Origin of the sequence: Janthinobacterium sp. NFX145 (genome assembly GCF_049810325.1) — a bacterium.
Lineage (GTDB): Bacteria > Pseudomonadota > Gammaproteobacteria > Burkholderiales > Burkholderiaceae_D > Janthinobacterium > Janthinobacterium rivuli.
Genome location: NZ_CP187360.1, coordinates 6,032,922 through 6,044,765 on the forward strand (window position 1 = coordinate 6,032,922; position 11,844 = coordinate 6,044,765).

At 63.0% G+C, this 11,844-nt stretch carries 14 protein-coding genes and 1 tRNA gene; 9 read left to right on the plus strand and 6 right to left on the minus strand.

Annotation, left to right across the window (positions count from 1 at the left end; genetic code table 11):
* The first annotated feature begins 35 nt into the window (after positions 1 to 35).
* From ACPJXG_RS27075 to ACPJXG_RS27105, 7 genes are all read left to right on the plus strand, one after another.
* On the plus strand, positions 36 to 800 hold the full coding sequence (locus ACPJXG_RS27075; RefSeq protein ID WP_035823818.1) for a cytochrome c1: 765 nt from the start codon (positions 36 to 38) through the stop codon (positions 798 to 800).
* 120 nt (positions 801 to 920) lie between these two features.
* A complete protein-coding gene (locus tag ACPJXG_RS27080) occupies positions 921 to 1,532 on the plus strand; it encodes a glutathione S-transferase N-terminal domain-containing protein (protein WP_010394154.1) in 612 nt (203 codons plus the stop codon).
* 119 nt (positions 1,533 to 1,651) lie between these two features.
* Positions 1,652 to 2,164 carry a ClpXP protease specificity-enhancing factor gene (locus ACPJXG_RS27085; protein WP_035823815.1) on the plus strand — a complete coding sequence of 171 codons (513 nt, stop codon included), beginning with the start codon at positions 1,652 to 1,654 and terminating at the stop codon, positions 2,162 to 2,164.
* 26 nt (positions 2,165 to 2,190) lie between these two features.
* Positions 2,191 to 2,266 (plus strand) — tRNA-Thr (locus ACPJXG_RS27090).
* A 239-nt stretch (positions 2,267 to 2,505) separates the two neighbouring features.
* Positions 2,506 to 2,769 (plus strand): helix-turn-helix domain-containing protein, encoded by a 264-nt coding sequence (locus tag ACPJXG_RS27095; protein ID WP_425252844.1) that lies wholly within the window; start codon positions 2,506 to 2,508, stop codon positions 2,767 to 2,769.
* Between the two features lie 2 nt (positions 2,770 to 2,771).
* A complete protein-coding gene (locus ACPJXG_RS27100; protein ID WP_425252845.1) occupies positions 2,772 to 4,118 on the plus strand; it encodes a type II toxin-antitoxin system HipA family toxin in 1,347 nt (448 codons plus the stop codon).
* A 133-nt stretch (positions 4,119 to 4,251) separates the two neighbouring features.
* Positions 4,252 to 4,458 (plus strand): dodecin, encoded by a 207-nt coding sequence (locus tag ACPJXG_RS27105; RefSeq protein WP_034753599.1) that lies wholly within the window; start codon positions 4,252 to 4,254, stop codon positions 4,456 to 4,458.
* A gap of 15 nt (positions 4,459 to 4,473) precedes the next feature.
* Here the strand turns inward: ACPJXG_RS27105 and ACPJXG_RS27110 are convergent, their stop codons facing one another.
* Positions 4,474 to 4,785, minus strand: coding sequence for a hypothetical protein (locus ACPJXG_RS27110; protein WP_425252846.1), 312 nt, complete (start codon positions 4,783 to 4,785; stop codon positions 4,474 to 4,476).
* 48 nt (positions 4,786 to 4,833) lie between these two features.
* Here ACPJXG_RS27110 and ACPJXG_RS27115 point away from each other — a divergent pair, with 48 nt between their 5' ends.
* Positions 4,834 to 4,977, plus strand: coding sequence for a hypothetical protein (locus ACPJXG_RS27115; RefSeq protein ID WP_425252847.1), 144 nt, complete (start codon positions 4,834 to 4,836; stop codon positions 4,975 to 4,977).
* A gap of 189 nt (positions 4,978 to 5,166) precedes the next feature.
* Positions 5,167 to 6,153: an EDSAP-1 family PEP-CTERM protein gene (locus tag ACPJXG_RS27120; protein WP_425252848.1), complete on the plus strand. Its 987-nt coding sequence runs from the start codon at positions 5,167 to 5,169 to the stop codon at positions 6,151 to 6,153.
* Between the two features lie 66 nt (positions 6,154 to 6,219).
* Here ACPJXG_RS27120 and ACPJXG_RS27125 read toward each other — a convergent pair whose 3' ends face one another.
* From ACPJXG_RS27125 to ACPJXG_RS27145, 5 genes are read right to left on the minus strand one after another with little or no spacing between them, the layout of a single operon-like run.
* Positions 6,220 to 7,302: a LytR C-terminal domain-containing protein gene (locus tag ACPJXG_RS27125; protein WP_425252849.1), complete on the minus strand. Its 1,083-nt coding sequence runs from the start codon at positions 7,300 to 7,302 to the stop codon at positions 6,220 to 6,222.
* An 11-nt stretch (positions 7,303 to 7,313) separates the two neighbouring features.
* Positions 7,314 to 8,252 carry a type II secretion system F family protein gene (locus ACPJXG_RS27130; protein ID WP_425252850.1) on the minus strand — a complete coding sequence of 313 codons (939 nt, stop codon included), beginning with the start codon at positions 8,250 to 8,252 and terminating at the stop codon, positions 7,314 to 7,316.
* 15 nt (positions 8,253 to 8,267) lie between these two features.
* Positions 8,268 to 9,245 carry a type II secretion system F family protein gene (locus ACPJXG_RS27135; protein WP_425252851.1) on the minus strand — a complete coding sequence of 326 codons (978 nt, stop codon included), beginning with the start codon at positions 9,243 to 9,245 and terminating at the stop codon, positions 8,268 to 8,270.
* 8 nt (positions 9,246 to 9,253) lie between these two features.
* On the minus strand, positions 9,254 to 10,600 hold the full coding sequence (locus ACPJXG_RS27140; protein WP_081922835.1) for a CpaF family protein: 1,347 nt from the start codon (positions 10,598 to 10,600) through the stop codon (positions 9,254 to 9,256).
* Positions 10,601 to 10,650: 50 nt separating this feature from the next.
* Complete coding sequence (locus ACPJXG_RS27145) at positions 10,651 to 11,820, minus strand: AAA family ATPase (RefSeq protein WP_402719953.1); 1,170 nt, start codon at positions 11,818 to 11,820, stop codon at positions 10,651 to 10,653.
* Positions 11,821 to 11,844 lie beyond the last annotated feature (24 nt).

The window sequence follows — 11,844 nt, forward strand, 5'->3', positions numbered from 1 at the left end:
CCGCTCTCACGCCACGCTCAAAGGACATACATCATATGAAGATTGCAAAAAAACTGCTCGCCATCCTGGCCTTCGTGCCTGCCATGGCTCTCGCCAGCGAAGGCGGCTTTCCGCTGGACAAGGCTCCTGACCGCCAGACCAACATGGCGGCGCTGCAACATGGCGCCAAATTGTTCGTCAATTATTGCCTGAATTGCCACGCCGCCGTGTCGATGCGCTACAACCGTCTGAAAGACCTGGGCTTGACGGAAGACCAGATCAAGCAGAATCTGTTGTTCTCCGGCGATAAAGTCGGCGACCTGATGACGACAAGCCTGGCACCGCAGGACGCCAAGGCGTTCTTTGGCGTCGTACCGCCGGATTTGTCGGTAATTTCGCGCGCGAAATCATCTTCCGCTGGCACAGGCGGCGACTACCTGTATACTTACCTGCGTACGTTCTATAAAGACGACACTCGTCCGACCGGCTGGAACAACATGGTCGTGCCGAATGTTGCCATGCCGCATGTATTATGGGAATTGCAAGGTGTCCAGTCTGCCAAGTTCGTGGAAGAGAATGATCCGCACGACGCTGGCAAGAAGATCCACAAATTTGCCGGCTTCGAGCAGGTCAAGCCAGGTACGTTGAACAAGATCGAGTATGACAATGCGGTAGCCGACCTGGTCGGCTACATGGAGTGGATGGCCGAACCGGCACAGCAGACACGCAAGCGCCTGGGCGTGTGGGTGCTGCTGTTCCTGTCGGTCTTTGCTCTGCTGGCATGGCGCCTTAACGCGTCGTTCTGGAAGGAAGTCAAATAAGTGAGGCGCCGGCCATAGGCCGGTTTATGCCTGTTTCTGCGTTGTCCGCATGAGTGGACAAGCGACCTGGGGTGAGCCGTTCGCGGCTTCACCCCCTTTGTTTCTAAGGAACTATAAAAAATGATGGTTCTCTATTCGGGTACAACCTGCCCATTTTCGCAACGCTGCCGCCTGGTCCTGTTTGAAAAAGGCATGGACTTCGAAGTGCGCGACGTCGACCTGTTCAACAAACCGGAAGACATTTCGACCATGAATCCGTACGGTCAGGTGCCTATCCTGGTCGAACGCGAACTGATCCTGTATGAATCGAACATCATCAACGAGTACATCGATGAGCGCTTCCCGCATCCGCAACTGATGCCGGCCGATCCGCTGATGCGTGCCCGCGCGCGCCTGATGCTGTTCAATTTCGAAAAAGAACTGTTCGTGCACGTGCACGTGCTGGAAAGCGAACGCGCCAAGAGCAACGACAAGGCCCACGACAAGGCACGCGCGGAAATCCGCGACCGCCTGACGACCCTGGCGCCACTGTTCCTGAAAAACAAGTACATGCTGGGCGACGAGTTCTCGATGCTCGACGTGGCTGTCGCGCCGCTGCTGTGGCGCCTGGACCACTACGGCATCGAACTGTCGAAGACGGCCGCACCGCTGATGAAATACGCCGAACGCATCTTCTCGCGTCCAGCCTATATCGAAGCACTGACGCCATCCGAGAAAGTGATGCGCCGCTAAAAGATCTTCCCGGCAGGCAGCGTCTGCCGGGGCATCTTGCGTCAGCAGCCAGTCTTTTGAATTACCGGTGCGCCCGCCTCATGCTTGATGGGGGGCGCTCCCGCCTCACAGTGCCTACCATGTCTGAAATCTCAACCAAACCTTATATGCTGCGCGCCATCTACGAGTGGTGCACCGACAGCGGCTACACGCCTTATCTCGCGGTCAAAGTCGATTCGCGCACCACGGTACCGATGGAATACGTGAAAAAGGGCGAGATCGTGCTCAACATCAGCTTCGGCGCCACCAGCGGCCTGAAGATGGACAACGACGCCATCCGCTTCCACGCCCGCTTTGGCGGCGTCTCGCGCGAAATCTACGTGCCGGTCGACAATGTGATGGCCATCTACGCCAACGAAAACGGCCAGGGCATGGCCTTCGAGCCCGTGCTGGGCAACGATGATCCCGACGCGCAACCGACGGACAGCCCGGCCTCCGCCGACGTGCCGCCGCCAGCGATCGCCCCGGTCTCCAGCGCCCCGACCCTGTCGTCCGTACCGACCAGCTCCCCCGAACAACGCGACAACGCTACCCCAAGCGACGACGAGCCACCAAAAAAAGGCGGCCGCCCGACCCTGACACGCATTAAATAGCGTATAATTCGCAACGCGCAGTTTTTGCCGACTTAGCTCATTTGGTAGAGCAGTTGATTTGTAATCATCAGGTGGCCAGTTCGAAACCGGCAGTCGGCACCAAGAATATTCAGTAAATCAAAGGGTTATAGATATCTTATCTATAACCCTTTGTCGTTTCTGGGACATTTGCTGCAATCCCCCCTCCGCTAAAGCTATGTCCATGGCTGATACTTATCATTCATATACTTCCGCAAGAAATATCCGGTATGCAGATAAATTCGATTTATCCGATATTCAGATATATTGACTTTATCCGAATATCAGATAAAATTTTTTTATCTGAATAGCGGATATTTGAAATGTCTTGCGCACCCACCTCCCTACTTCTGCTCACCGCGTCACAGCTCGGCCAACTGCTCGTATCGACTCGCAAGCGGCACAAGCTCACCCAGGCGGCCATCGCAACTCATGTCGGCTTGAGCCAGAATCGCATCTCCTACCTCGAAAGCCATGCCGACGAAATCAGCGTCAAGCAGCTGCTGAGCTGGTGTTCGGCCCTCGAGCTGGAGTTGCACTTGGGCGAGCGCGATACATCCACGGCCAGCAGCTCGGCGGAGTGGTAGCCATGGGTCGCCGCTCACACAGCCAAACACTGCACCTCTGGGCCAATGGCGACTACGTCGGCCGCTGGACGATCAACGCCAATGGGGACTCCGAACTGGCGTACGACGCCGGCTGGCGCCAATCCAGGCTTGGTCGCCCCATCTCGCTGTCGTTGCCGTTCAATATGCACGGTGAGCCGCTGAAGGGCGCCAATGTCTCGAACTACTTCGAGGGCTTGCTGCCGGACAGCGACATCATTCGTAAGCGTGTTGCGACCCGCTTCAAGACAGGCTCGCTCGACTCTTTCGACCTGCTCGCGGCCGTTGGCCGGGACTGCGCAGGCGCCTTGCAACTGCTGCCGGAAGGCGCCACACCGGAAAAACTTGTTCATGTTGACGGCATCACCGTCAGCGAGGAAGACATCGAGCGCCACCTGCTTGAAGTGGTGAGCCTGGAGCGGCACGGCGCCGTCGATGACGCCGACGACGACTTCCGCATTTCGCTCGCCGGGGCGCAAGAGAAGGACGCATTCCTCTGGTGGGATGGAAAATGGATGAAGCCGCGCGGCGCCACGCCGACGACACACATCTTCAAGCTTCCAATCGGGATGGTGGGCGGGAAGCGGGCCGACTTCACCACGTCGGTCGATAACGAATGGTTGTGCCTGCGCCTGTTCAAGGAATTCGGACTGCCCACGGCCAATGCCGAGATTGCGACGTTTGGCGCGCAACGCGTGCTCGTCGTCGAGCGCTTCGACCGCACGCGCTCGGCCAACGGTAAGCAGCTGTTCCGGCTTGTTCAAGAAGACTTTTGCCAGGCCACTGGAACATCGCCGCTGCTGAAATATGAAAATGACGGCGGCCCGGGGCTCAAACAGATGTGCACCCTGCTGCAGCAATCGCGGGATAGCGCCGCGGATATGCACACGCTCATGGCATCCCAACTGCTGTTCTGGATGCTGCGTGCGCCGGATGGCCACGCCAAAAACTTCAGTATCCAGCTCCTCGCTGGTGCGGGACGATTCAAGCTGACGCCCATCTATGATGTGATGTCCGCCTACCCGGTTATCGGCCCAGGGCCGAATCAGTGGAGCGAACGCAAGCTCAAGTTGGCAATGGCGCTGCTCGGTAACAACCGGCACTACCTGGCGCATGGCATCGAGCGGCGCCACTTCAACAGCACAGCCAAAGAGGTCGGCTACGGTGTGAGCGCGGAGCCGCTGCTGCAGGACTTCATTGCACGCACGCCCGCGGTCGTAGACAAGGTCCGCAGCGAACTGCCTGTGGGGTTTTCGGAAAAGGTAGCCGACAAAATTCTGGGCGGCCTGCTTGCTTCAGCGGCCGTCCTTCAACGGATGCCGCCAGCCTGAAGGGAAGGACTTTCGGCTGGCGCGACGCATTGCTGCACCGCGCAATGACGTCCGGCACATTTAGGCGCAAGATGCGCATGTGCTTGTGCAAAGCAGGCTCCCGATGTCTGGCTTGCCTACCTGGGGAAATATCATGTCCGCACATACTTACAAGCTGATCGAGCTGGTTGGCACGTCGACCGAGAGCAGCGATCAGGCGATACGCGATGCCATTGCCAAGGCGGCGCTGACGGTCAAGCACATGGACTGGTATGAAGTGACGGAGTCGCGCGGCCATATCGTCGATGGCAAGGTGGCGCACTTCCAGGTCACGCTGAAGGTCGGCTTCCGGCTCGAATAGCGTACTGCGGCGCATTCACCGCCGCCCAACCGCTCCCCGGCTTTCCAGCCACTCGCGGCCGCCGCTGTTCAGCGCGGTCTCGATGACCTTTTCCGGCAAGCTGTAGACGGTCGCCCAGCTGGCGCGGCCGTCCTGCATGTTGGCGGGAAAGCTGTGCGTTTCAATCGGCCAGTAGTATTTGCGTTTCAGCGCCTTGACGATGGCGGCCAGCGAGACGCGGCCTTGCAGCGGTTCGGCGCCGGACTGGTCGCGGTTCGACAGCAGCACGGCCAGGACCTGGCCGCGGCCCGTGCGTGCGCCGGGGAAGGTGGGAGTTTTGTTTGCCATGGCCTATTTTACCGGGCAATGATCGGCGAGAGGCGATGTGCCGCACCTTTGATCTGGCGCAAGCGCCGCAGCGGTATTGCGGCCACGACGATTGCCAACTGGAAACTGGCGGAAGGCGAGGAAGTGGCGCGCATCGGTTGCGGCTGCGCGCGCAATGCGGACGGCCACCTCGGTTATCACCGGGGCACCTGAGGCGGCGTCGGCCTTTCTTACACTTTGCTTCTTCCAGCTCAGTCCGCTTTTCGCAAGTGTTTGATTCCATGTGATTTTTTTGTGTGGCACGCAAGCTGCTTATCCCTGTCTACGAGATGAATCCAGGCAAGTCATTCTGGATTCTTTATCCCCCGGATTTTCCGAGACTGACCACGATAAGAGGCTGCGATGAACGTCAATCACACACGAAGCAAGACGCTGGGCTGGCTGGGCGCACTGGCGGCGGCAAGCCTGCTGGCCAGCGGTCAGGCGCAGGCTGGCGCATACGGCCTGGCCGTCAATGAGTTGAACACTTTCCGCATCACCACCAGCGCTGGCGCGCTGTCGCTGGCTGGCGCCAACCGCAATGCCAGCGACAGCGCCTTCTTTCAGGGCGGCGTGGCTGTCAATCCGCGCGCCGTCAATACAGGACCGGCCGCCAATGCCGACGTGCTGCAAGTGTGTTCGGGCGGCGGCTGCGGCGGCTTGCCGCAGAATCATTACGCACCCAGCCCCAGTTCCACCCTGGAATTCGCCCGCGGCGATGCACACGCCTTCGGCAATATGCTCAATGGCGGCTCCACCGTGCGCGCCGTTGCGGAAGCACAACGCAACACGGTCGGTGCCGCCACGTCCACGGCTGGCGACACGCTCACCGGCTCCGTCAACCTGACCCTGTCGAGCGCTGGCTTCATCACCTTCAGCTTCATGGGTCGGCGCGACCTGCGCACCAGCGTGACGACCATGGGCGACAAGTCGAGCGTGTCGATCATGGATATCTTCAATATCTCGTGCAATAATTCCAGTCCCGTGGGCTGCCTGTCGAACGCGAATGCCGACGGCGTGATCTTCCAGTTCGCGCCCGATGGCGATGCCAACAATGGCAGCGACGTCAACGGCAACCATACGGTCGGCAGCCTCGACCCGTTCAGCCTGAACATGACGGCCGGCACCAACGACCCGGCCACCGGGCGCGCCTTCACGAATGGCTTTGCGATGTTTTCCCTGACTTCGAATTTCGCCCTGCCCGCCGGCAGCTACACCTTGAACTTTTCCAAGTCCACGCGCACCGACATCGTCGTCATCGATCCCTTGCAAGTACCGGAACCGGGCACCCTGTTCCTGCTGGGCGCGGGACTGGCCGCCCTGGCTTTTACGCGCCGCCAGCCGAAATAAGCAACCGCATGAAAAACACGCGGCGCCCGCAAAGGCGCCGCGTTTTTTATGCCGACAAAAAACCTGTTAACCGAGCCGCGCCAGCGCCTGGCGCGCCAGTTGCAGCTGCTGCAGATAATAGCGGTGCAGCATGGCTGGATCGCTCAGGTCGCGCCCCAGCACCAGGCGCAGCTCGCTGGCAGGGCAATCGGCGGCCTGGGTCTGCACCTGGGTTTGTATCTGCAACCCCAACTGGCGGGCCAGCTGGCGCGCCGCCTGCTCCTGCGCAGGCCGGTATTCGACGCGCGTGCGCGCCACCTGGAAACTCGATTCATTGGCCAGACGCACCACCTGCACGGGAGCGCCGGCCAGACTGCGCGCCAGCGCGGCTGCCAGGCCGGGCACGCCGTTGCCGTTCACAATTTCCAGGCGCGGACGGGGCACGGCGGCAGCCGGCATGAACCGCTCCGCCATGGCAGCGGCAGCGGACACGCCGTGCGCAGCGGCCGGCACGCGCTGCAGGCGCGCCATGCCGTCGGTTTGCGTGATGTCGATGCGCGCCATGGCCGGTGCATCCGGCAGCGGCGCGGCCACGGGCGCTTCCTTCTGCGGCGCCTCCTTGCGCAAGACGGCCAGGTCGCGCCGCAGATCGTGTTCCTGCAGACTCTGCGCCTGGCGCCGCATGACGGCGGCGCGCGCGTGCTGTCCCAGCCGTTCCAGCACTTGCGCCAGATGCTGCCAGGCCAGCGCATTGAGCGGATCGAGCAGGCACGCCTGTTCCAGCGCCACCAACGCTTGCGCATCACGCCCGCTCAGGGAATAGGCGTGACCGAGATTGCTGAACAGATAGGCCTGCTGCGGCTGCGGCGGACTGGCCTCCCGCGTCAGGGCCAGCCAATGGGCGATCGCCGCATCGTGTTCGCCGCGCTGCGCGTGCAGCACGGCCAGGCCGTTGCGCGCATTCACGTGGCGCGGCGCGGCGTGCAGGGCTTGCTCATACGCCGCTTGCGCGGCAGGCAGGTCGCCCGCGTCAAAATACTGGCGCCCCGCCGCATAGGCGGCATCGGCGTCAGGCCACTGCGGCACCGGCGCGCGGGCCAGCTGCGTGGTACAGGCGGCCAGGCCCAGACAGGCGCAGGCGGCGGCCAGGCGGGAAATCGTCAAGCGCATGGTAGCTCCTTTCAGCGGCTGGCCATGGCCGGCACGAGCACGCGATACACTTCGATCACGGCCGGCCCCATGAGCACCAGCATGAGGGTGGGAAAGACGCAAAAAATCAGCGGGAACAGCAGTTTCAGGGCGATCTTGGCTGCCGCCTCCTCGGCCAGCAGGCTGCGCTTGCCGCGCAGGTTTTCCGAATGCACGCGCAGCGAATCGCCCATGCTGGTGCCGAAACGTTCCGATTGGATCAGCATGGCAACCAGGGTGTCGACATCTTCCACGCCGCTGCGCAAGGCCAGGTTGCGCAGCGCCTTTTCCTTGGAAAAGCCGGCGCGCATTTCCATCAGCACCAGTTGCAATTCCTGCGCCAGCACCACGCTCTTGATGTGGATTTCGCCCGACACTTTGACCAGCGCGCGCTCCAGACTCAGGCCCGCTTCCACGCACACGGTCAATAAATCGAGCGCGTCGGGGATGTTTTCAAAGATGTCGCGCTGGCGCCGCTTGGCCGTGCTGGCCAGCACCAGGTTCGGCAGGTAGTAACCGACGGTGGCACTAACGCACAGCAGCAGCAATAGCACGCTGCGCAGCTGCGCCGCCATGGCGCTGGCCGCGTACAGGCCCAGCACGGTGGGAAACAGCAGGGCCAGCACGGTTTTCGCCGCAAAATACAGGGCCGGCGCGCTGGCCTGGCGCCAGCCCGCGTTCATGAAGCGCGTGCGCAGCGGCGAGCGCTCCCAGCCCTCTTCCGGCAGCGACAGCTTGCTGAACGGCTGCGCCACGCGCGCCACCCGCTCCACCCAGCCCGTGTCGGCCACCGCCTCGCTGGCGGCCGGCGCCATGGAACCGAACAGGCGCTGGCGCAAGGTGCCGGGAAAGAAGATTATCCACGCCAGCAGGGCCAGCGCCACCACCACGGCAAAGACGATCAACAGGAACAGCAGTTGCGGGCCAGTCATGGCGTTTTCTCCACGTTAGATACGGATGCGGATTACATGGCGCATCCACACGACACCCAGCGCCACCATGCCGGCCGCGTACCACAGCAATTTGATGCCGCTGGGATCGGTCCACAGCAGGCGGATGTATTGCGGGTTGACCAGCGCCATGACGCCGATCATCACCACCGGCATCAAGCCCAGCACCCAGGCAGACATGCGCCCCTCGGCCGACAGCACGCGCACCTGCCCCAGCAGTTTTAGCCGGGCGCGGATGATGCGCGCGATGCTGACCAGCACCTCGGCCAGATTGCCGCCCGATTCGCGCTGCACCAGCACGGCGATGACGAGGTAGCGCAAGTCCGTCAGCGGAATGCGCGCGGCCAGATTTTGCAGCGCCTCGTTCATCGGCACGCCGTAATTGATTTCTTCGTGCGCCATCTTGAATTCGCCGCTGATCGGCTCATTGAGTTCATCACCGACCATCTGCAGCACATTCGAAAACGAGTGCCCGGCGCGCAGCGCGCGGGCCAGGAAATCGGCCGCTTCCGGCAATTGCGCCTCGATCTTTTTCAGCCGCGCCGCCCGCGCGCGCAGCACGACCATGCACGGCCCGCCGCCGGCCACGCCCAGCAGCAGCAAGGCGCCCGGCAGCGGCATGGGCCAGATGGCCAGCCACAGCAGCGCCAGCAGCAGCAAGGCGCCCGCGCCGCCCAGGAACTGCGCCACCGACCAGGACAAGCCCGATTGCAGCAGCAGGTGGTCGAGCTTTGCCGCCTGCGGCAGGCGCCGCAGCCAGCGCTCGAGGCCGGGCGTACGCGCATAGCGGCGCTGCTTGAGGATGGAGACCCGCTCGCCGCCCGCCTCGCCGCGCGCCGCCATCAGCCGCAAGCGCCGGTTGATGCGCCGCGCCGCGCTGCCGTGCGTGCCCGACCACCACAGCCAGACCCCCTCCACCATCAGGATGCAGGCAGCGAACAGCAGCACGGCAAAGCCGTAGAAGACCAGGTCCATGCTGACTCCTATTCGTAGATGCGGTCCGGATCAAAAACACTATCGGGTACCGGCGCGCCGAACATGCGCAGGCGTTCCGTGAAGCGGGGCCGCACACCCGTGGCGCAAAAATGACCGAGCACCTTGCCGTCGGCATCGACACCCGTCTGCTCGAAGCGGAAGATTTCATGCATGGCGATGATGTCGCCCTCCATGCCCGTCACCTCCTGCAGGCTGACCAGCTTGCGCGCGCCGTCCGTCAGGCGCGACACTTGCATCACCACCGTCACGGCCGAACAGATCTGCTGGCGCGTGGCGCGCGGCGTCAGGTTCACGCTGGCCATGCCGACCATGTTTTCCAGCCGCGCCAGCGCGTCGCGCGCCGTGTTCGAGTGGATGGTCGCCAGCGACCCTTCATGGCCCGTGTTCATCGCCTGCAGCATGTCGAGCGCCTCGGCGCCGCGCACCTCGCCCAGGATGATGCGGTCGGGCCGCATGCGCAGCGCATTGCGCACCAGCGCGCGCTGGCTCACTTCGCCCTTGCCCTCGATATTCGGCGGACGCGTTTCCAGGCGCACCACGTGCGGCTGGCGCAGTGCCAGTTCGGCCGCATCCTCGATGGTGACGATGCGCTCGCTGCCGGGGATGAAGCCGGACAGCACGTTGAGCAGGGTCGTCTTGCCGCTGCCCGTGCCGCCCGAGATCAGGATGTTGACCTTGGCCTGGCCCAGCGCCTGCAGCACCTGCACCATGGGCGGCGTCAGGCTTTTGTAATCGAGCAGATTGGCGATCGTCAAAGGCTGCACGGCAAAGCGCCGGATCGACAGGATCGGGCCATCGACGGCCAGCGGCGGAATGATGGCATTCACGCGCGAGCCATCGGGCAGGCGCGCGTCGACCATCGGGCTCGATTCGTCGACGCGCCGGCCCACGCGCGAGACGATCTTTTCGATGATCTTCATCAGGTGCGCATTGTCGTGGAAGGTCACGTCCGTCAGTTGCAGCCGCCCGCCCCGCTCCACGTACACCTTGTCGCAGGTATTGACGAGGATATCGGACACGCTGGCATCGGCCAGCAAGGGTTCGAGCGGGCCAAAGCCCAGCATCTCGTGCTGGATGTCGAGCACCAGGCTATGCCGCTCGTGCTGGTTCAGGACGATGCGCTCTTCCTCGATCACGCGCTGCACCAGCAGCGCCAGCTCGTGCTTGAACTGCTCGGCCGTCAGGCGTTTCAAGCGTTCCAGGTCGATACGGTCGAGTATCGTCTGGTGCATGGTCTTTTTGAGTTCCTGGTAGGCGTGCAGCGCCAGCGCGCCTTGTGCATTGGTGGCGGGGCGCACCGTTTCATTCGCCGCCAGGCGTTCGCGTAAAGTCATCTTGGCTCCCATGATGGCTCCCGGCGGGAGCCTTGACATCGATTGCGGTCCTAGGCCTCGCTGCGGCTGAACAAACGGTCGAACAGGCCGCGGCTTTCCGTCACGCGGCGCGCCGTCACCAGTTCCACCAGCTCGGCCAGGCTGCGCGCCACGGCGCTGGTGCGCGACAGCTGCAGCAGCGGAATGCCCTGGTTGACGGAATCGGTGGCGGCGATGTAATCGTTGGGCACCGTGTGCACCACTTCGGCGCCCAGCGCCTGCTCCAGGTCCGCCAGACGCAATCGTCCGCCCTTTTCATAGCGGTTGACGATCAGGCGCAGGCGCTCTCCCGGATAGCCGAGCGAGCGGAAAATGTCGAGCAGGCGGCGCCCGTCGCGGATGTCGGGCAAGGCCAGCTGCAGCACCGGATAGATGGCGTCGGCGTTGTCGAGCGCGCGCAGCGACAGCGCATCGATCTGGCGTCCCACGTCGAGCACGATGTAGTCGTAGTGCTGGCGCGCCACGGCCAGGATGCGGTCCATGTGCTCGGGCTGCATGTCGACCTTGTGCGCGGGATCGTCGGCCGCCGCCAGCACGCCGAAATTCGGCGTCACGTGCACCAGGCACGAGGCGAGAAAGGCGCCATCCATGCGCGCGATCTGCGCGCAGATGTCGGACAAGGTCATGGCCGGCTTCTGGTCCGACACGTATAAAGTGGCGTCGCCGAACTGGCCGTGCAGGTCGATCAGCAGCACCTTGCAGCCGGCCAGGCTGGCCAGCGCATACGAAAAATTCGTCGACAAAAACGTCGCGCCGCTGCCGCCCTTGCACGAGATGAAGGCGAGCACTTTACCGTCGCGCATCTGCGTCACGCCGGCCTGGATATCGACCCGGTCCATCGCCTCGTGGAAGGCCTTGTGCACGAGCGGCAGCTGCAGCACTTCGCGCATGCCGGCGCGCATGGCGCGGATCAGCACATCCTGCTGCTGGCCGCGCGTGAGCAGCATCAGCACGGCCAGCGGATACTGGCGCGCCAGGCGCTCAAGCAGGTCGGCTTCGTCGGCATCGATGCCGCTGGCGTCGACGATCACCAGTTCGGGCGCTTCGGGCAGCATGCGCTCGACGGCGTCGCGCAGGCCGCTGCGCCGCTCCAGCAGCCGCAGCACGGGCATGCGGGCCGCGCCTTGCGCCGCGATTTCATCATGCAAGCTGGCGTCACGGGTAATCATCAAGGCTTTCATCACGCCTCCTTCATTCAAGGCACT